Source organism: Streptomyces glomeratus (assembly GCF_021462825.1).
In the GTDB taxonomy this organism is placed as follows: Bacteria; Actinomycetota; Actinomycetes; order Streptomycetales; family Streptomycetaceae; genus Streptomyces; species Streptomyces glomeratus.
In genome coordinates, this window is record NZ_JAKEEB010000011.1 from 151,983 (window position 1) to 176,206 (window position 24,224).

Genomic DNA, 24,224 nt, shown 5'->3' on the forward strand with positions numbered 1-24,224 from the left:
GCGCCGCACACCACAGGAACACCGTGACCACAGAATCTGCCCCCTGGACACACCGACCGGTCGAGGTCGGCCTCGTCGGCGCCGGCCCCTGGGCCCGCGCCATGCACGCCCGCATACTTGCCGCCGGACCCGAGACACGGCTCGCTGCAGTCTGGGCCCGCCGGACAGAAGCCGCCCAGCAAACGGCCGCCCCCTACGCGGCCCACGTCGCCGCCGACTTCGATGAACTCCTCGATCACTGCGAAGCCGTGGCTTTCGCCGTCCCGCCTGCCGTCCAGGGCGAGCTAGCACCCTTGGCGGCCAAGCGAGGGAAAGCACTGCTGCTGGAGAAGCCTCTCGGCCCGGACCTGCCCACGGCTCAGCGCGTGGCCGATGCCATCGCCGAAGCCGGCGTGATCTCGCAGCTCGTCCTCACCAAGCGCTACCATCCCACCACCCGTGCCTTCCTCGACACCGCTCGCACTCTCGACATCGCCGGTGCACGCTCCTGCTATCTCCACGGCGCCTTTCTCGGCGGCGACTTCGCCACCGGCTGGCGTCTGGAGCACGGCGCGCTCCTCGACCTGGGACCCCACCTCCTCGACCTCCTGGATACCGCGATCGGCCCCATCGCCACCATTCGCAGCACGGGCGATCCCCGACGCTGGATCGAGCTCACGTGCGAACATGCCAACGGCGCCGTCAGCCAGGCGTCCCTGTCCGGTTCCGTCAACCTGCCGCGTGCCGTCACCCGCGTCGAGCTCTTCGGTCCGGACCCCTCCCTGGTCTACGACACCGCCGCAATCGACCACGAGGAGGGCTGGCCCATCTTGCGCCGCGAATTCGCCACGGCCGTACGCACGCACACGCCGACCGAACTCGGCGCTCAGCGCGGCCTTTATTTGCAATCCCTCATCGAAGGGGCTACGCAGCTGTGAGGTTACGGTCTGGGGGGAAATTGAGCTTCGGGCGTGCCGGCCTGGTGGTTCGGCTGGTGGGTGATCAGCGGACGGTGTCGCGGACGAGGACGAGTTCGGTGCCCGTCCGGCGGCCGGTGGCCCGCTGCGCGGATCGGTCGGAGACGAGTGAGGCGATCGCGAGATGGGTCTCGGCGTAGGTATCGCGGCGTCCGGTGAAACGGCGCAGGGGTGCCCATTGGCGGAGTTCGGCGTTGGTGTGCTCCACACAGATCCTTGCCGAGGACTGCCGTCGCCGTGTCTCGCGCCAGGCATGCTTGTCACCGTCGCACGCCTCGTCCTTGGGCTTCTTCGGTGGGGCGCTGACCTGGCCGGGGAACTCTTTGGCCAGCCCGAGGTAGCCGGAATCGACCTTCGCCTTCACGCCGGGACGGGTGCGGAACTGCTCGGCAATGCCCTCGGTCCGCACGGCGGTCTGGTCGTGCATCCGGCCCGGGCGGACCAAGCCGGACCGCGGCAGGCGGCCCTGGCCGTCGCTGAACGTGGTGGTCTTGATGGTGTTCTGCTTGCGTTTGCCGGAGACGAACGCCCGGCGCCCAGGACGGTCGGCCTGCGGTCGGCGGACCTGGGTCTCGGCCCCGTCGAGCCGCAGCTCAACCCCCTCCGCCTCGGCATAGGCGAAGACGTCCTCCAGCGTCTTCAGCCGCAGGCCGGGCCGGTCGGGCACAGCGAAACCACGGGCTGCCAGCAGCGGGCGGACCTGGCGGATGGCCGCGGAGACGGTGGAGCGATCCACCTCGAAGAGCTCGGCGAGCACCACATGCGGCAACTGATGGCGCAGATGGACCAGGGTGACCAGCAGCCGATCGAGGAAGACCAGCTTGGGCTTTCTGCCGGCACCCTCCGCCCTCCGACGCTCCCCGCCCCGGGCCTCGCGGAGCGCGGACTGCCGCGCAGCCTCCATGCCGTGGCCAGTTCGGCGAACAACTCGCCGGAATGTGCGCGTGAGACGCCGGACAGGGCAGGATGGGAACAGGCCGTACGGGCCCAGGTCAGCTTCACAACTCACCCAACCCGTGCGGCCCTTCTCATGTCACGGCCCGACCGGGACGATCACCATGTCCGCCGAGACCGTAAAGCTACCCGGCCTGAATGGCGTCTGCCGGGACCTCGAAGGTGATCGTGAGTCCGACGCGCTCGTCCCCCTGCTCGCCGATGCGCGTGAAGCCGAAGCCCTCGATGCACGCCAGGGAGGCGGTGTTGTCGGATCCGATCCTGGCGCGCACGGTCCTGACGTCGGGGTCGGCCGCGGCCCTGACGAGCAACGCCCTCAGCATGGCGCGGGCATAGCCCTGGCGGCGGTACCCGGGCACGACGGTATAGCCAACCTCGACCATGCCGGCCTCATCCGGCGGCCCGTGGAAACCGGCGTCGCCAACGACGACCCCGTCCGGCTCGGACACCGCGGCACGCGTGATCCAGGGCGCGGCAGAGGGGTCCTTCGCGAGCTGGTCGGCGCGGTAGCCAAAGATCCAGCGGGCTCGCTCACCGACGATTCCGTTTTCGATGGATATAGCTGCTGGTAGCCGGGTGGTTGCGGGTGCTCGGGGGCGGGTGCTGGGTCATGGTGCTGAGGGCACGGCCGGGACGTGACGAGGGCGAGCAAGCGGTGGTTCACCGCCTGGCGGCTGCCAGGAAAGCGCCGAAGGCTCTGGTGGAGCGGTGCCGGATGGTCGAGCTGAGCTGGGACGACTGGCTGGTCCCGCAGATCGCTGACGAGGTGAGGTGCAGTCCGAAGACGGTGCGTCGCTGGCTGCACCGCTTCAACCGCTCGGGGCTTGAGGGCTTGGAGGATCTGGGCGGGCAGGGACGCAAGCGAAGGATCACCGAGGCCGAACGCTCCCGGATCATTGCGATGGTCAAGCAGACCCCGTCGGGGCGGCTGGAGGTGCAGCCGTCGAACGAGATGTGGGCCGCTGGCGAGTCAGGGCCCTCGGAGTGGACCTTGGACGCGCTGGCTGCCGCCGCCCGGGACCGGGGCATCGAGATCAGCCGCTCCCAGGTGCGCCGGATCCTGCTGGCCGAGGGCGTGCGCTGGCGGCGCACGCGCTCGTGGACACGCTCGAGAGATGCGGACTTCGAGGGAAAAGGACGCGGATCGTCGAGCTCTGCACCAGCCCGCCCGGCGGCGCGACGGTCGTCTGCGCCGACGAGCTCGGCCCGGTGATCCCCCGCACCTTCCCGCCGGCACCGGGCTGGTCACCGGACGGACACCGCATCAGGCACGTCTTCATCCCGGTCGGCGCCTGCTGGCTCAACCTTCAAGAGGGCTGGTGGCGCATCTTCCGCAAAACCGCCCTGGCCGGACGCTCCTTCGGCGACTGCGACCACATCACCCACGCCACCGAAGTGGCCACAGCCCAGCTCAACGCCCGCGCCCGACCTTGGATCTGGGGCAGACCCGCACCCCCCACCAGGCGTTTACGCCGCCGCTATGTGTACTTCCTTTGAGAAACGCAGCACTATAGGACTCCGTTAGGTCTGTCTTGATCTTGGCGTGGTCCTGCGGGGCAGAGGTCATCCGCGGTGCCTTCGGCCGCAGCAGGGCGACCAGCCGACGCCTTCCTCCTTTGCGGATCTGGGCCGGGGATCCGAACCGTTCCAGCAGCGTGAGGACGGCCGGGTGCTGCAACCGGGGCCCCAGGATTCGTTTCGGGGACGGGCGGATCTGCGTGAGCAGTCCGTGGAGGCGCTTGGCGACCCGGGTGGCCTCGCCGGCCAGGTCGTCGTCGAACCCGACGATCATCTCCAGCTCGGCGATCGTCTCGTCCTCGCCGTCGATCGACCGCAGTGTGTGCGGCATCGCGCGGGCGGCGTCGGCGATGATGAACACGTCTTTCGCGTCCGTCTTCGCCTCACCAGGGTAGAGGTCGGCGATCCGCCTCATCGTGAGACCGGGCAGGTAGACGACCGGGCAGCCCATGTCCCTCGCGACCGCCACCGGTAAGGCGCCGATCGAGGCTGGCTGGTCGACCACGACCAGCACCGTTCCGTGCTTGGCCTGGAGTTTCCCGAAGAGCTCGCGGAGCTTGGGCTCGGTGTTGGGCAGCCGCTTGTCGAACGCCTTCTTCCCGGCCGGTGTGACGGCGGTGGCGTGGTGTTCGCCCTTGCCGACGTCCAGGCCCAGGTAGACGTCGATGTCGCCGGTGTCGCGTGCAGGCCCCTCCATCACGCTTTCGTCCGGCCTTGCCAGGGCACCGAACTGCCACATCCACGTTACGGAGAGCTCTTCCGGCCCGGACAAGGCCTCGGGATCTTGAAGGTCCTCGGTGGAGCACCGACCGGCGAAGGCGAAACGGATCACGTGCGGTCAGGCCCCCAGTGTGTATGGCTTGGAGCGTTGCGGGTGTTATGTGGCGGTCTGTCGTACCTTGAATGGAGGAGAAGAGCCAGCGGGGTCCGTCCCCGCTACGTTTCCGGCTTCGGGGCACGCCTGGGCGGGATGGGCGACCAAGGCGTGAAGGAGGTGCAGAAGGGCGGCAGCGACGGGCTCGGTCACCTCGGGTGGCTCGTCGGGGAGCGGCACGTGACGCAGTCGTAAGTATCGTCCGGCGAGTCCCACTGCGATGGTCCGCGGCTACCTTGTCGCGATGCCCACAGGGCCGCCGCATCTGACCTGCCGTCGGCGAGCCCATCGCCGACGCCTCGCAGGCCGACCTCTCGTATGAAGAACGGGACATGGTGCGAGCGGCTGGGCGAACCGGCCTCGCGGCGCCAAGAGTGCCGAAGCATGCGACGTGCCGACGTGACCCGGGAGGAACCCGGCGCTCGGGCGGCGCAGCCGCCCCTCCCTCGACCGGCACTCGCGAGTGTCCTCAGGCACACGTGGGGTGTGGCGCGGCGTGCGCGTGCATCCTGGATCAGCGCCGACCCGGGGGAGTGCACGGCGTTTTCCGCCGCGTGGACGCGTCCCGAAGAGGCGGAGAGTTTCCCCGTGTCCGCGATGCAAGACCTGTCCGGGAAAGCATTGACCGACGCGGCGGGTGTCTGCTGAACTCCCGTTCCATGAACCCGCGCGTGGATCTGACTCGGCGGCGCCACATCGATCTGGCGCACGTCTCCAGCGCGTTTTGTTGTCGCTGACCGGGCGATCGGTTCCCGGCAGCAGTCGGTGTCGCAGTCGCCGCGCGCCGAACTGAGGCGGTGTGAAACCGCCCGCGCTGCGATGCCTCCCCCCGGAACCGTCGTATCCACTTCCTGAGGGCTCTCCGCCGCCTGCCCTTCTCGTATGAGGCAGCGGCCTGTTCGCGCACGCCGACGCGGTCGCTGAGAACGCGGCTGCAGCGGCTGCCCTGCGACCACTCTTCTCCGGTCGACCTGGACTTCGGTGTGCGACCGATCAGTCCTGCGCAGTACCAGCCCTTTCACCCAGCTCTCCGATCCACAGCACCCCTAGGTGTGCCCGTCTGTCCGGGAGGGACCCCTCATGCCTGTGTCCATCCGTAAGCTCACCGGCCGCATCGGCGCGGTCGTCGAGGGCGTCGACCTCACGGCGCCGCCCGACCTCTCGACGGTCACCACGCTCCGAGAGGCTCTCAACGAGCACAAAGCGATCGTGTTCGACGACGTGCAGCTCGACAACGCCGGCCAGGAACGGGTGGCCGGGTGGTTCGGCGAGCTGACGACCGCCCACCCGAACGTGCCGGCCGCCGACGGCACGACGAACGTGCTCGCCGTCGACAGTGAGACGTCCAAGGCCAACGAGTGGCACACGGACGTCACCTTCGTGGTCAACCCGCCGCAGCTCACCACGCTCCGGTCCGTCGTGATCCCGCCGTACGGCGGCGAGACGCTCATTGCCAACGCGGCTGCGGCGTACCGCGACCTGCCCGAATCGCTGCGCGCTCTCGCCGACACGTTGCGCGTCGTGCACACCAACCAGTACGACTACGCCCGCCCCGCGGCCACGACCGCACAGCGGCAGGAGTACGACCGGGCCTTCGTGTCGACGCCCTACGAGGCGGAGCACCCGGTCGTGCGGGTGCACCCGCTGACCGGCGAACGCGGCCTGTTCATCGGGGGATTCGCCAAGCGGATCGTCGGCCTGTCGAGCACCGACTCGGCCGACCTGCTCCGCATCCTCCAGTCGTACGTGACGCGTCCGGAGAACATCCTGCGCTGGACGTGGTCCCCGAACCAGCTGCTGATCTTCGACAACCGGATCACCCAGCACTACGGGGTGGACAACTACGACGATCACCCGCGCCGCCTCAACCGGGTGACGGTCGCGGGAGAGGTGCCGACCGGCGTCGACGGGCGCCGCAGCGAGCAACTCGTCGGCGAGGCCTCGCACTACAGCAGCGTGCTGGCGGTGGCGGCATGACCGAGCTCAGCCTCAAGGCGGCGGCGGTCACCGAGCGCCCGGCCGCCGAGACGGCGAGCGCGCGGGAACGCGAGGTGTTCCTGCCGCGCGACGCCCGCCGCCGGACGCCGCTCAGCACACTCCGCGAGCGCCTGCGATGGCCACTGGGCGTCTACACGACCCCGGTCGTGATCCTCGTCGCCTGGGAGGTATTCGCCCGGACCGGAGTGGTCTCGAAGACGTACGCTCCGGCGCCGACGTCGATCGTGAAGTCCGCCGCCGATCTGTGGCAGCAGGGCGTCCTCGGGCCGGATCTGGCCGTCTCGCTGCAGCGGGCCGGCATCGGTCTCGCGATCGGTCTGACGGTGGGCATCGTCACCGGCGTGCTCGGCGGGCTGCTGCGCAGCGGTGAGTACCTGTTCAACGGCGTGGTGCAGGTGCTCAACACGATCCCGCTGCTTGCCGTGCTGCCGCTGATGATCGTGTGGTTCGGCATCGACGAGCTCACGAAGGTGCTGCTGATCTCCTTCGGGGCCGGTGTGCCGATGTATCTCAATTTGTTCGCCGCGATCCGGGGTGTCGACCAGCGTCTGATCGAGATGGCGCGGACGACGGGCGCGGGTACCTGGCGCTTGGTGACGCGGGTGCTGGTGCCGGGAGCCCTGCCGGGGTTCCTGGTCGGCCTGCGGTTCTCCCTCGCGTACAGCGTCCTGGGCCTTGTCGCCGCGGAAACGATCAACGCCGACAAGGGACTCGGCTTCCTCATCACGCAAGGGCAGACGTACCTCCAGACCAACCAGGTCTTCGTGGGGCTGGTGATCTACTCGCTCCTCGGTCTGCTCGCCGACCAGTTCGTCCGGGCTCTGGAGCGGGTGCTGCTGCGGTGGCGACCCAGTTATGAGGCATCATGAGCAGCACAGTTGCGACCGAGCCGCGTCGGCAGACCGGGGTTGTCGTCGAGCAGGTGGTCCGTCGGTTCGGTGACCGGGTGGTGCTCGACCAGCTCGACCTCACCATCGGCGACGAGGAGTTGGTGGTCCTGCTCGGCCCCTCGGGCTGCGGCAAGAGCACCCTGCTGCGTCTGCTCGCCGGCCTTGACCGGCCTGACGGAGGGCGCGTGGAGGTCCCGGCGCGGCGTGCGATCGTCTTCCAGGCCGACCGGCTGCTGCCCTGGCAGCGTGTCCTGCGCAACGTCACGCTCGGCCTGCACGGACCCGACGCGGAACAGCGAGCCCGTGACGTGCTCGCCGAGGTCGGACTCGCGGGCCGCGAGAAGGCATGGCCCAAGGAGCTCTCCGGCGGTGAGGCCCAGCGGGTGTCGCTCGCCCGCGCCCTGGTCTCCGAACCCGAACTCGTGCTCCTCGACGAGCCGTTCGCGGCGCTCGACGCCATCACACGGCTGCGCATGCACGACCTCGTGCGCGCCCTGCGGACCAGGCACCACGCCGCCATGCTGCTCGTCACCCACGACGTCGACGAGGCGATCGCCCTCGCGGACCGCATCGTCGTCATGAGCAACGGCCGCATCGGCACCTCGCACGAGGTCCACCTATCCGCCGGTGACCGCGAAGCGAGCGTCGCACGCGAGGAACTCCGCGCCCGGCTCCTGGAAGACCTCGGCCTCGCCGGCCAGCACTGACCTCCCCGGAAAAGCCCTCATCCAGCACAGAAAGCACGACAACCCATGCGACAGAGAACCAGCAGACTCATCGGCGCCGTCGGCTCGCTCGCCCTGGCGAGCACCCTCGTCGCCTGCGGATCGTCCTCGTCGGACACGGCTGCGCCGCTGAGCAATGCCGTCGACGCGAGCGACGCCAAGCACCCCGAGTGGAGCAAGTACACCTTCACCATCGGCGACAACGGCGGTGACGGCAGCCAGGAACTGGCGAAGATCACCGGCGTGTTCGACAACGCGCCCTACAAGGTGAAGTTCGCCCGCTTCACCTATGGCCCCCCGCTCGTGCAGGCCGCAGCCTCGGGCGACATCGACCTCGGCAGCGTGGGTGACGTACCGCCGATCACCGGTGCCGCGAAGGAGTACGGCTTCAAGGTCGTCGCCGTCAACCGGTCGCTCACGCCGGACCAGGCGGTGGAGAACATCATCGTGCCCAAGGGTTCGACGCTGAAGACGGCCGCCGACCTGAAGGGCAAGAAAATCGCCGTTCCGCAGGGCAGTTCGGCCCACGGACTGGTCCTGAACGCGCTGAAGAGCGTCGGCCTGACCCCCAAGGACGTGAAGCTGGTCTTCCTCGACCCGGCGGCCGCCGCGACGGCGTTCAACACCGGCAAGGTGGACGCCTGGTCGATCTGGAACCCGCAGTCCGCGATCGCGGTCAAGAACGGCGCGCGGATCCTGGTGAAGGGTCTCCCGCCGATCGACCAGACGAGCAGCTACTACGTCGCCAGTGACACCTCGCTGAAGGACAGGACCAAGCGTGCCGCTCTCACGGACGTCCTGAAGAGGCTGTCGCGGGAATTCGCCTGGGCCGTCAAGAACCCCGACAAGTACGCGCAGGCGCTCTCGAAGGAGCAGGGCATCCCGCTGGCCGACGCCAAGGCGTCTCTGGCCGCCTACTCCAACCGGGTGACCCCCGTGGAGCAGTCGGACATCGAGCTGGAACAGAAGCTCGCCGACGCCTTCCTGGAGGCGAGTCAGATCACCAAGAAGGTGGACGTCAAGTCGATCACCGACAACCTGCTGCCGGCCGGTTACGACAGCTCCAAGCTGAAGGTCACCTCATGAGCGCCGGACGGCAGCTCCACCTCAACGCCTTCCTCATGGAAGCGGGCCACCACGAGGCGGCCTGGCGGCTCCCGCACAGCAACCCCCGGGCCGACTTCGACCTGCGGCACTGGATCGAGCTGGCGCAGCTCGCCGAGAGCGCCAAGTTCGACTCGCTGTTCCTCGCGGACGGCCCCGCCCTCATCGGCACCGGCGAGTTCCGGCCGCCGGGCCAGCTGGAGCCACTGACGCTGCTGACCGCGCTGTCCCAGGTCACCAGCAGGATCGGCCTCATCGCCACCGTCTCGTCGACGTACAACGAGCCGTACAACCTCGCCCGCAGGCTCGCGTCCGTCGACCACGTCAGCGGCGGCCGCGCCGGCTGGAACATCGTCACCTCGGCAGGGGCCGACGAGGCCGCCAACTTCGGCCTCGACGACCGCCCCGGCCATGCCGAACGCTACGCCCGCGCAGACGAGTTCCTGACGGTCGCCAAGGCGCTGTGGGACAGCTGGGAGTCCGAGGCCGTCATTGCGGACAGGACCACCGGACGCTACGCCGACCCCGCCCGCCTGCACCGACTCGGCCACCAGGGCAGGTACTTCAAGGTGGCCGGCCCGCTCAACGTCCAGCGTCCACCGCAGGGCTATCCGCTGCTCGTCCAGGCCGGCTCCTCCGCAGACGGCAAGGACTTCGCGGCCCGCCACGCCGAAGCGATCTTCACGGCGCACACGACGTACGAACGCGCCGCCGCCTTCTACGCCGACATCAAGGCACGGACCAGAGCCGCGGGCCGCGACCCGGACGGCGTGATCGTCCTGCCGGGCATCGTCCCGTACATCGGGTCGACCGAAGAGGAAGCCCGGGCGCTCGCGCGGCAGTTCGACGAGCTGCGCGTCCCGGAGTACGGCCTGCGCCAGCTGGCCGCCGTGTTCGAGACCGAGCCATCGGTCTTCGAACTCGACGAGCCACTGCCGGACTTCATCCTCGCCAGGCCGAAGCTGGAAGGCTCGCAGAGCCGCTCCGACCTGATCATCGACCTCGCGGTGCGCGAGAAGCTGACGGTCCGGCAGATCATTTCCCGGCTCGGGGGCGGACGCGGCCACTTCGAGTTCGTCGGCACGCCCGAGCAGGTCGCGGACACGATCATCAGCTGGTTCGAGGGCGGCGCGGCAGACGGGTTCAACATCATGGCCCCCGCCCTGCCGTCCGGCCTGGCGGCCTTCGTCGAGCACGTGCTGCCGATCCTGCGCGGCAAGGGGCTGTTCCGCGAGGACTACGAGGGCACGACCCTGCGCGAGCACTACGGGCTTGCGGTCCCCGCGAACCAGTTCCATGGCTGACCGGTTTTCCGGGTCGACCAGCTTCCCCTGGCTGACCTGATCGCGACTCCCGCCGCATCCACTTCCCGGAGCGGCGGGAGTCCGCCCGCACTACGGGGCGAGGGCCTGCGCAAGACGTAGATCGGTGTGAACGCGGCGTCGAGCGGCGCTGCCGTCCACCCGGGCATCCGCGACGCGGGACGGACCTCTTGACGCCGGCATCGGTCGGATCGAAACTCAATGGGGGAATCCTAGTGAACAGGTAGGGAAGCATGAGGCGCTTTGATCCGGTCACCGTCCGAGTGAGCCGCCCGCCTCTCCTCCTCACCTCCCGCCGCCACATCGACCTGGAGCGCGTCTGCAGTGCGATCAGGGCCCAGGGCTGAGCCGGGCCCGTCCCGCGCCGACGGCGTCCCCCTTTCCCCCTGAGGGGTCGCCCTGAGGTGTCGTCCCCTCAGGCGCGCACAGGAGAGCCCTGCTCCCTCGTCCGACGTCGTTTCCGCCGCGCGTACGTCCACGCCCGCTCCCGGGGAGAGTCATGACCGTCACACCGCAGGCCGCCCGCGCCACCGCCCAGCTCGTGCCCGCATTCCGCGGCCGTATCGGCAGGGACGCGCGCAGTGGCCACTACGCCGTTCCGGGCCGCTACCGCCTCTATCTGTCGACGGCCTCTCCCGACAGCCTCCGCATCGCCGTCGCACACAGTTTGCTCGGTCTGGACACCGTCTGTTCGGTGACTTTCCTGCCGGCCGTGCCCGACTGTCCCGAGGGGGGTCACTCCGCTCTGCGTCCGCTGTACGAGGCGAGTGCACACCGGTACATCGGTCCGGCCGTCGCTCCGGTCCTCAGCGACGACTGGTCCGGACGGATCGTGAGCACTCACGCCCCGGACATCATGCGCGATCTGGCCCGCCGCTTCGACACCGGCGGCCTCTCGCTCTACCCCTGCGGCGCAGAGTCGGAGATCGAGGCCGTGGAGCGGATGTGCGCGCAGGGCATGGACGAGGCCGCTCAGCGTGCCGGCTCGTCCGACGGCGGGCAGGCGGAGCGCGACGCGGCACTCGGGACGCTGCTGGAGACGCTGGACGCGCTGGATCGCTGGCTCGTCGGACGCACATACGTGATCCGTGACGAAGTCACCGCCGCCGACGTCGAGTTGTGGGTGGCCCTGGTCCAGCTCGACACCGTGCACCGCAACCACCTCGACGCCGCCGCGGTCCAGCGCATCGCCGACCACCCGGTGCTGTGGACCTACGCGCGCCGCCTGGCCGCCCACCCGGCCTTCGGTACCCACCTCGACCTCGACGGCATCGAACGCCGTCACCACGCCCGATGCCGGGGCCTGGAGGCAGCCGGAGCGGCCGTCCAGATCCTGGACTGGGCGGCACACGCAGCCCATTAGGTCCTGACGTCGATCTGACCGAGGCGCTGGCAGACGGTCTTTCCCCGGAGGGAGGCCGGTACGCCGACTACCGGGAAGGACTGAGGCCGGCACTCCCGGCCCGCGGCCCGTTCCACCTGGTGGACCGGCGTTGACATTCGTTCGGGCCATTGTCTTAACTACGTGCCCAGAACGGTCATGAGTGTCAGCGACAAGCCCTGGCTGGCTGACCGGCAACCCTCGCACCGCGGTGGGGTGCCCCAGGTGACGACCGGACCGATGACGTATCGGTAAGCGCGAGGCCCACAGGGCCGGAACAGTGACGGTGACGCCATGTACGCAGCTCCCAGGACGGCGACACGCCGCCCGCAGGGCTGCGTACCGTCGTACGCGAACCTGCTCGTCGCCGATCGTGCCGTCGATCTGCTCCGCGTGAACAGCGCACTGTGTACCGCACCGGGCCGCGCCCGCTGTCGGGGCTGACACCTCCCCGCAGCCCCCGCACCTCCTGACCGACACCGCCCGCGCGGTGTGCCGTCGTCCTCCACACCCCGGTACCTCGCCGTCGTCTGCTCCCGCACGCCGCCGCGCTTCCGGGGTGTCCCCACCCAGCCGGAGCCCACCATGAGTGAACCCCCTGGCGCCACCGTCACCCTCCCCGAAGCGCCGACCGCCGACGAACGTCAGCAAGCCCTCACTGCCCAGCGAGTCCTGCCGCTACGGCGGCCAGGACGCTGGATCGCCACCGCGGCGGTCCTGGTCCTGGCCGCCCAGTTCGTCCACGGACTGGTCTCCAACCCCTTCTACCAATGGGACCGCTTCGGCTACTGGTTCCTGCGGCCGAACATCCTCGACGGACTCCTCATCACCCTCGAAGTCACCGCCTACAGCGCGGTGCTGGGCCTCCTCGGCGGCATCCTGCTAGCCCTGGCCCGGCTGTCGAAGAGCCCAGTGCTGCGCGCGGTCAGCTGGACCTACGTCTGGGCGCTGCGCTCCATACCGCTCATCGTGGTGCTGATCTTCCTCTACAACTTCAGCGCCCTGTACAAGACGCTGAGCATCGGTGTCCCCTTCGGCCCTGCCTTCTTCACCTTCGACGAGTCCCGGCTCGCCACCGACATGGCCGTCGCCGTCGTCGGCCTCAGCCTCAACGAGGCCGCCTACGCCGCCGAGGTCGTACGCGGCGGCATCCTCTCCGTCGACCAGGGCCAGCACGAGGCGGCCGCGGCGCTCGGCCTGCCCAAGGGCTACCAGTTCCGCAGGATCGTCTTTCCGCAGGCGCTGCGTTCGATCGTCCCGAACTACGTCAACCAGCTCATCGGCCTGATCAAGGGCACCTCGCTGGTCTTCTACGTCTCCCTGCTCGACCTGTTCGGCTCCGCACAGACCATGGGCTCCACCTACCCCGGCGACATCGTGCCGCTGCTGCTGGTCGTCACCGTCTGGTACCTGGTCCTGACCAGCGTCGTCTCCGTCATCCAGTTCTACGTCGAGCGGTACTACGCCCGCGGTGCCACCCGCAGCCTGCCGCCGACACCGCTGCAGAAGCTCCGCACCGGTCTGACCGACCTGCGGGCCCGCATCCGCCGGGAGGCCGCCGTATGACCGCCGACACGCTCGAAGCCCTGGCGGACGTCGAGGCCGCCACCGTCGAGATCCACGACGTGCACAAGTGGTACGGCACCCACCGGGTGTTGAACGGCATCGACCTGACCGTCCGCCCCGGCGAGGTCACCGTCATCCTCGGTCCGTCCGGATCCGGGAAGTCCACCCTGCTGCGGGTCATCAACCATCTGGAGAAACCCGAGATCGGCTACGTCAGCATCAACGGCGAGCTGATCGGCGTGAAGCGGCAGGGCGACCGAAGGGAGACGGGGGTCCCCCCGGCCGAAGGCTGGGGGAGGCTGAAGGAGCTGAGCGAGAGGGCCATCCTCACCCAGCGCGCCCGGATCGGCTTCGTCTTCCAGAACTTCAACCTCTTCCCGCACCTGACCGTCCTCGACAACGTGGCCGCCGCGCCCGTCGCCACCGGGAAGCTCGGCAAGCCCGAGGCCCTGGAACTCGCCCGCGAACTCCTCGACCGGGTCGGCCTCGCCGACAAGACCGGCGCCTATCCACGCCAGCTCTCCGGTGGCCAGCAGCAGCGTGTCGCCATCGCCCGCGCCCTCGCACTGCGCCCCGGAGTCATTCTCTTCGACGAGCCGACCTCCGCCCTGGACCCCGAACTCGTCGGTGAGGTCCTCGCCGTCATCAAGGACCTGGCGACCAGCGGCACCACCCTCGTCATCGTCACCCACGAGATCGGCTTCGCCCGCGAGATCGCCGACCGGGTCGTCTTCATCGACGGCGGAAAGATCGTCGAGCAGGGGCCGCCCTCCGAGGTCCTCGACAAGCCCCGGCACGAGCGGACCCGGGACTTCCTCAGCAAGGTCCTCTGACCCGCCGCATCCCTCGACTTCCCTCACCCCACCCTCATCACCTCCAGCGACAAGGAACAGCCATGTCTGCCCACTTCACCCGACGCAGCCTGATACGCGGCATCACCGCGGCGACCGCCGTCGCCACCCTCGCCACCGGGCTCGCCGCCTGCGGTGGCGACAGCGACGCCGCCACCGCGACGAGCGACACCGCCGGCACGGTCACCGTCGGCCGGCTGTCCAACGGTGCCGCCAAGGAGACCACCCTGAAGGTCTCAGAAGTAAAGTCCATCAGCGCCGAGCTGCCCGACGCGATCAAGAAGAGCGGCAAGCTGGTGATCGGCTCCGGCACCCTGCCCTCCGGCTCCCCGCCGCTGGGCTTCGTGGGCAGCGACCAGAAGACCCTCACCGGCTCCGAGGCCGACCTGGGCAGACTGGTCGCGGCCGTCCTCGGCCTCGAACCCGAGGTCAAGCGGTTCACCTGGGAGAACCTCTTCGTCGGCATCGACAGCGGCAAGGTGAACGTCGGCTTTTCGAACATCACCGACACCGAGGAGCGCAAGCGTAAGTACGAGTTCGCCTCCTACCGCAAGGACGACCTCGCCTTCGAAACGCTCAAGTCCTCGAAGTGGACCTTCGACGGTGACTACCAGGCCCTCGCGGGCAAGACCGTCTCGGTCGGCGCGGGCACCAACCAGGAGCGGATCCTGCTGGAGTGGCAGAAGAAGCTCCAGAGCGAGGGCAAGCAGCTCACCGTCAAGTACTTCCAGGACAACAACAGCCTCTACCTGGCCCTGAACAGCGGCAAGATCGACGCCTACCTGGGTCCCAGCCCCAACCTCTCCTACCACGTCACCCAGACCGCGAGCACCCCCAACGCGACCAGGATCGCGGGCCAGTACTCCGGTGCCGGCGCGAGCCTCCAGGGGCTGATCGCGGCCACCGCGAAGAAGGGCAGCGGCCTGGCCAAGCCCCTCACCGACGCGATCAACCACCTGATCGAGACCGGCCAGTACGCCAAGTGGCTCGCCGCCTGGAACCTCTCCCACGACGCCGTCGCCAAGTCCGAGGTCAACCCGCCCGGACTGCCGCTCGACAACTCCTGACCACCGCGTGCCGGGGACTCCACCTCCGCCCGCGGTGGAGTCCCCGCGCGCCGGACACCCGAGCCGCCCACGGAGACCGCCACGCCATGTCCGTCACCACCCTCGACGCCGGCCCCTCGCACATCCTGGACAATCCCGCCTGGGCCGCGCTCACCGGCCCCCACGCCCACCTCGCTCAACGCATAGGCCACGCCGCCCGCTACCACGAGGACGTGGCCCCCTTCCACGCTGTTTCCGACGAGGACGACCCGCGCGCCTGGGCCGACCTCGCCGCGCTCGTCGGCCCTGGCGGCACCGCCTCGGTGCGGGGCGTCACGGAGGCTCCGGAGGGCTGGGAGATCGTGCGCACCGGACACGGCGTCCAGCTCGTGGACACCGGCGTGCGCGCGGAGCCCGACCGCGAGGCCGTACGGCTCGGCCCCGACGACGTGCCCGAGATCCTCGATCTGGTCGCCCGCACGCAGCCGGGGCCCTATCTGCCCCGCACCGTCGAAATGGGCACCTACCTCGGTATCCGCCACCGGGGCCGGCTGATCGCCCTGGCCGGCGAGCGGCTGCACCCGCCCGGCTGGACGGAGATCAGCGCCGTGTGCACCGATCCGGACCACCGCGGCCGGGGCCTGGCCGCCCGCCTCGTCCGCGCGGTCGCCGCCGGCATCAAGGAGCGCGGTGAACGCCCCTTTCTGCACGCCGTGGCCACCAACGCGAACGCGATCCGGCTGTACGAGTCGATCGGCTTCACCCTGCGCCGACGTACCGTCTTCTCGCTCGTCCGGCACACCGGCGCCGCCGCTCTGGAAGAAACGGCATAGCTGTGCCGTTGTGCTTGCCGAAGGCGACTGCCCGGACCGTTCGGACGGAGGTGCGACACGTGACGCGTGTACGCCGCGCCGTCCGCCTCCACTCCCGGCCCCACATCGACCTGCAGCGCGTGGCCGGCTCCCTCTGTAGCTCCTGACCCCCATCTCCCTGCGGTCGCCCAGCGCCGTGCGCCCCGATTCCCGTGGGTCGGCGATCTCGTACGGACCTCCAGGAAGGCATCCATCCGTGTCCCCTTCTCCTTCGCTGCACCTTGCCGTCGCCCTCGACGGCACCGGCTGGCACCCCGCCTCCTGGCGTGAGCAGGTCGCCCGTCCCCGGGACCTGTTCACCGCCGGATACTGGGCCGACCTGGTCGCCGAGGCCGAGCGCGGCCTGCTCGACTTCGTCACCTTCGAGGACGGCCTGGGCCTGCAGTCCACCCACTACGACGAGTTGGACGGCCGCACCGACCAGGTCCGCGGCCGCCTGGACGCCGTACTGATCGCGTCCCGCATCGCACCCCTCACCCGGCACATCGGTCTGGTGCCGACCGTGATCACCACTCACACGGAGCCGTTCCACATCTCCAAGGCGATCGCCACCCTCGACTACGTCAGCAACGGCCGGGCCGGTCTGCGGGTGCAGATCACCGCTCGCCCGCACGAGGCCGACCACTTCGGCCGCCGCACCTTCCCGCCGCTGAGCTCGGAGGAGTTGCGCACCCCGGCCGGACAGCAGCGGCTGACCGACCTGTTCGACGAGGCCGCCGACTGCGTCGAGGTCGTGCGCCGGCTCTGGGACAGCTGGGAGGACGACGCCGAGATCCGGGACGTGGCCACCGGCCGCTTCATCGACCGGGACAAACTGCACTACATCGACTTCGAGGGCAAGTACTTCAGCGTCAAGGGACCCTCCATCACTCCACGCCCGCCCCAGGGCCAGCCGCTGGTCACCGCTCTGGCCCACCAGACCGTCCCGTACCGGCTGGTGGCCCGCCAGGCCGACGTCGGCTACGTCACCCCGCACGACGCCGAGCAGGCCCGCGCGATCGTCGCGGAGATCCGCGCCGAGCAGGAGGCGGCCGGGCGGGCCGGTGAACTCCTGCACGTCTTCGGTGACCTGGTGGTCTTCCTGGACGCCGAGCAGGCCGCCGCGGAGGATCGGCGCGCACGCCTCGACGCCCTCGCGGGGGAGCCGTACACCAGCGACGCCCGCATCTTCGCCGGTACCCCCGCCCAACTCGCCGATCTGCTCCAGGAACTCCACAGCGCCGGGCTGACCGGCTTCCGCTTGCGCCCCGCCGTCGCCGGACACGACCTGCCGGCCATCACCCGAGGGCTGGTCCCCGAGCTCCAGCGCCGCGACGCCTTCCGCACTGCCTACGAGGCCGACACCCTGCGCGGCCTGCTGGGCCTGACCCGTCCCGTCAACCGCTACTCCCCCAGGCTCTCGGCTTTCCTCGAGCCCGGGGGGACCCCCATCGCCTGAGCCGGAGGGACCGCACCCACCATGAGCAAGCCGCTGAAGCAGATCCACCTGGCCGCGCACTTCCCGGGTGTCAACAACACCACCGTGTGGAGCGATCCGCGCGCCGGCAGCCATATCGAGTTCAGCTCCTTCGTCCACTTCGCGCGGACCGCCGAACGCGCCAAGTTCGACTTCCTCTTCCTCGCCGAGGGCCTGCGTCTGCGCGAACAGGGCGGGCAGATATACGACCTGGACGTCGTCGGCCGGCCCGACACCTTCACCGTGCTGGCCGCGCTCGCCGCCGTCACCGAGCATCTCGGCCTGACCGGCACCATCAACTCCACGTTCAACGAGCCGTACGAGGTGGCCCGCCAGTTCGCCAGCCTCGACCACCTCTCCGGCGGTCGTTCCGCGTGGAACGTGGTCACCTCCTGGGACGCCTTCACCGGCGAGAACTTCCGCCGCGGCGGCTTCCTGCCGCAGGAGGAGCGCTACTCCCGTGCCAAGGAGTTCCTGGCCACGGCGAACGAGCTCTTCGACTCCTGGCACGGTGACGAGATCGTCGCCGACCAGGAGACCGGGATCTTCCTGCGCGATGCCAAGGCGGGCTCGTTCGTCCACACGGGGAAACACTTCGACATCCGTGGTCAGTTCAACGTTCCGCGCTCCCCGCAGGGCCGCCCGGTGATCTTCCAGGCCGGTGACTCCGAGGAGGGCCGTGAGTTCGCCGCGTCGAGCGCCGACGCCATCTTCAGCCGGTACGCGACTCTGAAGGAGGGCCAGGCGTTCTACACGGACGTCAAGTCGCGGCTCGCCAGGTACGGCCGCGGCTCCGACCAGCTGCTCGTCCTGCCCGCCGCGACCTTCGTGCTCGGCGACACCGACCAGGAGGCCGCCGAACTCGCCCGCGAGGTGCGCCGGCAGCAGGTCAGCGGCGCCACTGCCATCAAGCACCTGGAGTTCGTCTGGAACCGGGACCTGTCGGCGTACGACCCGGAGGGGCCGCTGCCCGACGTCGACCCCGTGGTGAGTGAGGAGCACATATCGCGGGGCCGCGCCCAGGTGCGGATGTACCGGGACCCGATCGCCGTTGCCCGCGAGTGGCGGCAGCTCGCCGAGGCCAACAAGTGGTCCATCCGCGACCTGGTCATCAACACCGGTAACCGGCAGACGTTCGTCGGCTCCCCGGCCACCGTCGCGCACACCATCAACGACTTCGTGCAGGCCGACGTCTCCGACGGCTTCATCCTCGTCCCGCACATCACCCCCGGCGGCCTCGACCCCTTCGCCGACAAGGTCGTCCCGCTCCTGCAGGAACGGGGCGTCTTCCGCACCGACTACGAGGGCACGACCCTGCGCCACCACCTCGGCCTCGCCCTCCCCCACTCTCGGCTTCGCTCGAGCGGGGGGACCCCCATGGACGACCTGCGGGGCGAGGAGCGGGTGGCGTCGTGAAATTCCTGGCCATCACACTCATCGTGCACCGCCCGGATCCCATCACCGGGATACAGAAGCCGACCCACGACCGCTTCCGCGAGGTCCTCGACAACGCGCTGCTGTCCGAGGAGCTGGGCTTCGACGGCTTCGGCGTGGGGGAGCGCCACGAGCGGCCGTTCATCTCCTCGTCCCCGACCGTCGTACTCAGCCATGTGGCCGCCCTGACGAAGCGGATCCGCCTGTTCACGGCCGTCACGACGCTCAGCCTGCTGGACCCGGTCCGGGCATACGAGGACTACGCCACGCTGGATCACCTGTCCGACGGGCGCCTCGACCTGATCATCGGCAAGGGCAACGGCGCCGCTCAGCGTGACCTGTTCCACGTCACGCCCGAGGACCAGTGGGACCGCAACGCCGAGAGCTACGAGGTCTTTCGCAAGCTGTGGCGTCAGGACAAGGTCACCGCCGCTACCCGCTTCCGTCCCCCGCTGACGGACGCCGAGGTGTGGCCACGGCCGTACCAGCGGCCGATCCGGGTCTGGCACGGCAGTGCCACCAGCAAGGAGTCGGTCGACCTGGCCGCCCGCTACGGCGACCCGCTCTTCTCGGCGAACGTCACCAACCCCATCGAGCCGTACGCCGAGTTGATCCGCCACTACCGCGAACGCTGGAAGCACTACGGCCACGACCCGGCGAAGATCGCCATCGGCGCGGGCACGGCGGGCGTCCACGTCGCGCCCACCTCGCAGGAGGCGCTGGCCGCGTACCGGCCGGTCTTCGAGGCCAATCTGGCGTTCTTCAAGAAGGCCGGCCTGCCGGTCGTCTTCGAGACCCTGGAGGACTTCGCCGAACGCAGCTCCGCTCTGATCGGCAGCCCGCAACAGGTCATCGACAAGGTGCACCGCTACCACGAACAGTTCGGGCACACCGTGCTCCACCTGAACGCCGACGCGAGCGGGCTGACGGAGTCCCGGCACCGTGCCTCCCTCGAGCTGTTCCAGTCCAAGGTCGCCCCCGTGCTGCGCCACGAGATCCCGGACCCGCCGTTCGCATGGGGACCCGTGCTTCCGGCGCCACCGCTCACCCAGGAGTCCGCCCATGTCTGACATCCCCCTCGGCATCCTCGACCTGGTCCCGATCCCGTCGGGCTCGACGGCAGCCGACGCCCTGCGCAACTCGATCGACCTCGCACAGCGGGCCGAGCGCCTCGGATACGCCCGCTACTGGTTCGCCGAGCACCACCTCAACCCGGGCGTGGCCGGCACGTCACCCGCCGTCGTCCTGGCGCTGACCGCCTCCGCCACCTCCACCATCCGGCTCGGCTCCGGGGCCGTACAGCTCGGGCACCGCACCGCGCTGTCCACCGTGGAGGAGTTCGGACTGCTCGACGCACTGCACCCGGGCCGCTTCGATCTCGGACTGGGACGCTCGGGCGGCCGCCCACCGGGACAGCCGGCCGCACCGTTGCCGACGGCGACCCCGGTCGTCGACGGCCGCACCCCGAACGGCCTGCTGATCCCACCCCGCTTCTCCTTCGAGCACCTGCTCGGCTCACCCCGCATCGCGCTGCAGCGCAGACTGCTCCTGCTGCCGGGCGCCGAGTCACAGGACTACGCCGATCAGATCGACGACATCCTCGCCCTGCTCGCCGGCACCTACCGCTCCCCGGAGGGCGTCGAGGCGCACGTCGTGCCGGGGGAGGGCGCCGACGTGGAGGTGTGGATCCTGGGCAGCAGCGGTGGTCAGAGCGCCGCTGTTGCGGGCCGCAACGGTCTGCGGTTCGCGGCGAACTACCACGTCAGCCCGGCCACGGTCCTGGAGGCGGTGGAGGGTTACCGCGCCTTCTTCCAGCCTTCCGAGTTCCTCGACAAGCCGTACGTCAGCGTCTCGGCGGACGTCGTCGTCGCCGAGAACGACGCCACCGCCCGCGCACTCGCCACCGGCTACGGTCCGTGGGTCCGCAGCATCCGCACGGCCGAGGGCGCCATCGAGTACCCGACGCCGGAGGAAGCGCGCGCCCACCCATGGACCGACGAGGACCAGGCCCTCGTCCAGGACCGCCTCGACACCCAGTTCGTCGGCTCACCGGGCCGGGTGGCCGACCAGTTGGAACAGCTCCAGGAGGCCACGGGCGCGGACGAGTTGCTCGTCACGACGATCACCCACGAGCACGCCGACCGGGTCCGTTCGTACGAACTGCTCGCGGAGGAATGGCGCCGACGGGGGCACTCCTTGCAGCCGAGCTGACGTTGGGGTGACCTCACCGGCCGGCTGCACGCGACCGCTTCGGCGCGGCCCTTCTCGTCTCCGCGCCGACAGCGGAAGACCTCTGTCTCAGCCCGATGCCAGGCCGCGAAGGAGCACAGCCAGTGACTGTTGCGGGCTCTGTCCCGCGGTGTCGACGACGACGCGCTCGCGGTCCCACGGCTCGTACTCCCGGTCGACGACCTGCTGCCAGTCCGGCAGCGGGCAGATCCGGAGTGTCGGCCGACCGCGAGGTCACGCGGCGCCGGTGCTCCGCCGGATGCGAGCACACCACCTCAACCTCGACGACACGCACGCCCGTCCCGGCGGCCGTGTCCCGCCAGGCGTCATGCGTCACACTCAGCGGATTGGCCGATTCCGCGATCACGGTCAGTCCCTGCCGCAGATGTTCCCCGGCCAGGGCATATCCGACGACGTAGCCCACGGGACCCACGGGGTGCCGGGCCACTCCGGAACGGACGATCGCCTGCTCGATCGTGTCGGCCCGCAGATGCACCGCACCGATCCGGGCCGCCAGGAGACGCGCGAACGTGGTCTTGCCGGTGCCGGGCAGGCCGCCCATGACGATCAGCACCGGATCATTCCTCCGTCAGCCGTCGCGACGAAGCGCCGTACGCCTGGGCGTTGCGCACGAAGAGCTCGTGCAGGTCGCGGACCGCCCGCGGCACGGCGCCGGAGTGGCGGCGCTGCAGTACCAGCAGCACGTCGGTCGCATCCCGCGCGAGCGGCCGCACAGTGATCGCGCCCCGTCGCTCCAGCGGGTCGCCGACGACGCTGAAGTCCGGCAGCACCGTGGCCCCCAGCCCCTCGGCCACCATCAGCTTGCCCATCTCCGCGCCGTCGGTGGAGTACGAGAAAGACGGCGTCCGGCCGCGCAGCAGCCGGTGCACGAAACGGTGCATCACATACCCGGACCGCATCACGATCAACGGCTCGGCCAGGAGGCTGTCCGCGTCCACCGCATCCAGGGCCGCCAGCGGACTGTCCGGACGCACGCACACCACCGGCCGCCCGCAGAGCAACTCCGTCGTCTCGAAGCCGGGCGGCAGGTCGTCGCCCCGCAGGTAGTTCACCAGTCCCAGGTCGAAGGCGCCCTCCAACAGCCCGCGGTGGATGTCGGCCTGCTGCGCGCCGACCAACTCCACCTGGGTGACCGGGTGCGAGGCCCGGAACTCGCGCACGGTCGGGATGACCAGCGGCACGGTAGCTGTGTTCACCGTGCCGAGCCGGACCATGCGGCTGATGCGGTGCTGGTCGCTGGCCGCGCCGCGCAGCCGGTCGACCGCGTCCAGCACGCTCATGATGTGCGGCAGCAGCTCGCGTCCCTCGTCGCTGATCTTCGCCCCGGACCGCTTGCGCTCCAGCAGGTCCACGCCGAGCTCGCGCTCCAGATTGCGTACGGTTTCGCTGAGCGCGGGCTGGGACAGGTGCAGTGCCTCGGCGGCGCGCCGCAGCGAACCGAGCCGCGTGACGGAAGCGATGTATTCGAGCTGTTCGGTACGCACGAAAAGGAGACTGCGCCGTCCCCGGACCGGGTTCAAGGGAATCCCTGTCACAACCTCGTGAATACCGACTCTCACCATGTGGAATCACCACCGGTCATTCTTGACCGGCCGGACTCCCTCCTGGTTCGATCGGTTGCATGAAGCGACAGGACCTCACGCGGCGACGCCACGTCGACCTTGCGCGTGTCTCCAGCGCCTTCTGTCGCTGTCGAGCCTGAGCGCACCCGAGGGAAACCCTCCCACCCGCTCCCTCTGTGACTTCCTTCCGTGAATTCCGGTCCCGGCTTGTTTCCGTCGTGACGACGGCTTTCCCGGAGACGCCGCTCCAGCGTGCCTGAATTCCGCGGAGCTCATTCGTCCTGCCCGCGCAGCATTCTCCTGCCAGGAGTTCCCATGCCCGCATCCTCCGCACACCCCGGATCCGACCCCGTCCGCTTCGCCTACTGGGTGCCGAACGTCAGCGGTGGCCTCGTCACCAGCACCATCGAGCAGCGCACCGACTGGGGCTACGACTACAACCGCGAACTCGCCGTCCTCGCCGAGAACAACGGCTTCGACTACGCGCTCAGCCAGGTCCGTTACATGGCCAGCTACGGCGCCGAGTACCAGCACGAGTCGACCAGTTTCAGCCTGGCCCTGCTGCTCGCCACGCAGCGGTTGAAGGTCATCGCCGCCGTCCACCCCGGCCTGTGGCACCCGGGCGTCCTGGCCAAGCTCGGCGCCACCGCCGACCACCTGTCGAACGGCCGCTTCGCCGTCAACGTCGTCAGCGGCTGGTTCAAGGGCGAGTTCACCGCGCTGGGCGAGCCTTGGCTGGAGCACGACGAACGTTACCGGCGCTCGGAGGAGTTCATCCGCGCCCTGCGGAAGATCTGGACCGAGGACCACGCCGAGCTCGCCGGTGACTTCTACCGGTTGCGCGACTTCTCCCTCAAGCCCAAGCCGCTGAACACCCCCGAGCGTCCGCACCCGGAGATCTTCCAGGGCGGCAACTCCACCGCCGCCCGTGCCATGGCCGGCCGCGTCTCCGACTGGTACTTCTCCAACGGCAAGGACTTCGACGGCGTCACCGAGCAGATCGCCGACGTCCGTGCCTCCGCCGTCCAAGCGGGGCGTACGCCGCCGAAGTTCGGCCTCAACGGCTTCCTCATCGCCCGCGACACCGAGGCCGAAGCCCGCGACACGCTCCGCGAGATCGTCACCAAGGCCGACACGCAGGCCGTGCACGGCTTCCGCGACGCCGTTCAGCAGGCCGGTCCGTCCACCGGCGACGGCAAGGGCATGTGGCAGGACTCGAGCTTCGAGGACCTCGTCCAGTACAACGACGGCTTCCGTACGGGTCTGATCGGCACCCCTGAGCAGATCGCCGAGCGGATCGTCGCCTACAAGCGGCTCGGCGTCGACCTCTTCCTCCTCGGCTTCCTGCACTACCTGGAGGAGGTCGAGTACTTCGGCAAGCGGGTGCTGCCCCTGGTGCGCGAACTGGAGGCACGGGAAGCCGCGTACGAGCCCGCCGCCGCCCACGCCTGACCGCGGCCCGCAC

Annotated in this window: 22 protein-coding genes, 2 pseudogenes and 1 riboswitch; of the genes and pseudogenes, 19 read left to right on the top strand and 5 right to left on the bottom strand. The window is 69.6% G+C overall.

What is annotated here, in order from left to right; genetic code table 11:
- The first annotated feature begins 23 nt into the window (after window positions 1-23).
- A complete protein-coding gene (locus LZ604_RS16170) occupies window positions 24-917 on the top strand; it encodes a Gfo/Idh/MocA family protein (protein ID WP_308283593.1) in 894 nt (297 codons plus the stop codon).
- Between the two features lie 64 nt (window positions 918-981).
- Here LZ604_RS16170 and LZ604_RS16175 read toward each other — a convergent pair whose 3' ends face one another.
- Complete coding sequence (locus LZ604_RS16175; protein ID WP_234515804.1) at window positions 982-1,860, bottom strand: transposase family protein; 879 nt, start codon at window positions 1,858-1,860, stop codon at window positions 982-984.
- 175 nt (window positions 1,861-2,035) lie between these two features.
- Complete coding sequence (locus tag LZ604_RS16180) at window positions 2,036-2,470, bottom strand: GNAT family N-acetyltransferase (protein WP_308283594.1); 435 nt, start codon at window positions 2,468-2,470, stop codon at window positions 2,036-2,038.
- Window positions 2,471-2,520: 50 nt separating this feature from the next.
- On the opposite strand from LZ604_RS16180, the gene LZ604_RS16185 reads away from it, so the two are divergent.
- Entirely contained in the window at window positions 2,521-3,123 is a 603-nt protein-coding gene (locus LZ604_RS16185) for a helix-turn-helix domain-containing protein (protein ID WP_267971430.1), read from the top strand.
- A gap of 351 nt (window positions 3,124-3,474) precedes the next feature.
- Here LZ604_RS16185 and LZ604_RS16190 read toward each other — a convergent pair.
- Window positions 3,475-4,125, bottom strand: a pseudogene (locus LZ604_RS16190) (IS110 family transposase); the annotation flags it as partial.
- Window positions 4,126-5,382: 1,257 nt separating this feature from the next.
- Between LZ604_RS16190 and LZ604_RS16195 the strand changes: the two are divergent.
- The 15 genes from LZ604_RS16195 to LZ604_RS16260 all read left to right on the top strand — a co-directional run bounded on the left by LZ604_RS16195 (window position 5,383) and on the right by LZ604_RS16260 (window position 21,158).
- Window positions 5,383-6,279 carry a TauD/TfdA dioxygenase family protein gene (locus LZ604_RS16195; protein ID WP_234515807.1) on the top strand — a complete coding sequence of 299 codons (897 nt, stop codon included), beginning with the start codon at window positions 5,383-5,385 and terminating at the stop codon, window positions 6,277-6,279.
- Window positions 6,276-7,169: an ABC transporter permease gene (locus tag LZ604_RS16200; protein WP_234515808.1), complete on the top strand. Its 894-nt coding sequence runs from the start codon at window positions 6,276-6,278 to the stop codon at window positions 7,167-7,169. The genes LZ604_RS16195 and LZ604_RS16200 overlap by 4 nt, the downstream gene beginning before the upstream one ends.
- Window positions 7,166-7,897, top strand: coding sequence for an ABC transporter ATP-binding protein (locus LZ604_RS16205; protein ID WP_234515809.1), 732 nt, complete (start codon window positions 7,166-7,168; stop codon window positions 7,895-7,897). Before LZ604_RS16200 ends, LZ604_RS16205 begins: the two co-directional genes overlap by 4 nt.
- Window positions 7,898-7,942: 45 nt before the next feature.
- Window positions 7,943-9,001: an aliphatic sulfonate ABC transporter substrate-binding protein gene (locus LZ604_RS16210; RefSeq protein ID WP_234515810.1), complete on the top strand. Its 1,059-nt coding sequence runs from the start codon at window positions 7,943-7,945 to the stop codon at window positions 8,999-9,001.
- Complete coding sequence (locus tag LZ604_RS16215; RefSeq protein ID WP_234515811.1) at window positions 8,998-10,323, top strand: LLM class flavin-dependent oxidoreductase; 1,326 nt, start codon at window positions 8,998-9,000, stop codon at window positions 10,321-10,323. Before LZ604_RS16210 ends, LZ604_RS16215 begins: the two co-directional genes overlap by 4 nt.
- 517 nt (window positions 10,324-10,840) lie before the next feature.
- The gene (locus LZ604_RS16220; protein ID WP_234515812.1) at window positions 10,841-11,704 is read left to right on the top strand and encodes a glutathione S-transferase C-terminal domain-containing protein; all 864 of its coding nucleotides are present in this window, start codon (window positions 10,841-10,843) and stop codon (window positions 11,702-11,704) included.
- 173 nt (window positions 11,705-11,877) lie between these two features.
- Window positions 11,878-11,986: riboswitch (SAM riboswitch) on the top strand.
- A gap of 321 nt (window positions 11,987-12,307) precedes the next feature.
- Entirely contained in the window at window positions 12,308-13,288 is a 981-nt protein-coding gene (locus LZ604_RS16225) for an amino acid ABC transporter permease (protein WP_234515813.1), read from the top strand.
- The gene (locus LZ604_RS16230) at window positions 13,285-14,121 is read left to right on the top strand and encodes an amino acid ABC transporter ATP-binding protein (RefSeq protein ID WP_234515814.1); all 837 of its coding nucleotides are present in this window, start codon (window positions 13,285-13,287) and stop codon (window positions 14,119-14,121) included. The genes LZ604_RS16225 and LZ604_RS16230 overlap by 4 nt, the downstream gene beginning before the upstream one ends.
- Before the next feature lie 62 nt (window positions 14,122-14,183).
- On the top strand, window positions 14,184-15,206 hold the full coding sequence (locus tag LZ604_RS16235) for a transporter substrate-binding domain-containing protein (RefSeq protein ID WP_234515815.1): 1,023 nt from the start codon (window positions 14,184-14,186) through the stop codon (window positions 15,204-15,206).
- 86 nt (window positions 15,207-15,292) lie between these two features.
- A complete protein-coding gene (locus LZ604_RS16240) occupies window positions 15,293-16,018 on the top strand; it encodes a GNAT family N-acetyltransferase (RefSeq protein WP_234515816.1) in 726 nt (241 codons plus the stop codon).
- A 59-nt stretch (window positions 16,019-16,077) separates the two neighbouring features.
- Window positions 16,078-16,164, top strand: a complete 87-nt coding sequence (locus LZ604_RS36260) for a putative leader peptide (protein ID WP_361781344.1) — start codon at window positions 16,078-16,080, stop codon at window positions 16,162-16,164.
- 89 nt (window positions 16,165-16,253) lie between these two features.
- Entirely contained in the window at window positions 16,254-17,495 is a 1,242-nt protein-coding gene (locus tag LZ604_RS16245; RefSeq protein ID WP_234515817.1) for an LLM class flavin-dependent oxidoreductase, read from the top strand.
- A gap of 21 nt (window positions 17,496-17,516) precedes the next feature.
- Window positions 17,517-18,929 carry an NtaA/DmoA family FMN-dependent monooxygenase gene (locus tag LZ604_RS16250; protein ID WP_234515818.1) on the top strand — a complete coding sequence of 471 codons (1,413 nt, stop codon included), beginning with the start codon at window positions 17,517-17,519 and terminating at the stop codon, window positions 18,927-18,929.
- Window positions 18,926-20,017 (top strand): LLM class flavin-dependent oxidoreductase, encoded by a 1,092-nt coding sequence (locus tag LZ604_RS16255; protein ID WP_234515819.1) that lies wholly within the window; start codon window positions 18,926-18,928, stop codon window positions 20,015-20,017. The genes LZ604_RS16250 and LZ604_RS16255 overlap by 4 nt, the downstream gene beginning before the upstream one ends.
- Window positions 20,010-21,158: an LLM class flavin-dependent oxidoreductase gene (locus LZ604_RS16260; RefSeq protein WP_234515820.1), complete on the top strand. Its 1,149-nt coding sequence runs from the start codon at window positions 20,010-20,012 to the stop codon at window positions 21,156-21,158. The genes LZ604_RS16255 and LZ604_RS16260 overlap by 8 nt, the downstream gene beginning before the upstream one ends.
- Window positions 21,159-21,245: 87 nt before the next feature.
- On the opposite strand, the pseudogene LZ604_RS16265 reads toward LZ604_RS16260, so the two are convergent.
- Together LZ604_RS16265 and LZ604_RS16270 are read right to left on the bottom strand one after the other, a co-directional pair.
- Window positions 21,246-21,750, bottom strand: a pseudogene (locus LZ604_RS16265) (P-loop nucleotide/nucleoside kinase family protein).
- Between the two features lie 4 nt (window positions 21,751-21,754).
- A complete protein-coding gene (locus tag LZ604_RS16270) occupies window positions 21,755-22,681 on the bottom strand; it encodes a LysR family transcriptional regulator (RefSeq protein ID WP_234515821.1) in 927 nt (308 codons plus the stop codon).
- A 137-nt stretch (window positions 22,682-22,818) separates the two neighbouring features.
- On the opposite strand from LZ604_RS16270, the gene LZ604_RS36265 reads away from it, so the two are divergent.
- Both LZ604_RS36265 and sfnG read left to right on the top strand, forming a co-directional pair.
- Entirely contained in the window at window positions 22,819-22,899 is an 81-nt protein-coding gene (locus LZ604_RS36265; RefSeq protein WP_361690182.1) for a putative leader peptide, read from the top strand.
- 175 nt (window positions 22,900-23,074) lie between these two features.
- Window positions 23,075-24,211, top strand: a complete 1,137-nt coding sequence (gene sfnG, locus LZ604_RS16275) for a dimethylsulfone monooxygenase SfnG (protein WP_234515822.1) — start codon at window positions 23,075-23,077, stop codon at window positions 24,209-24,211.
- The last annotated feature ends 13 nt before the right edge of the window (window positions 24,212-24,224 follow it).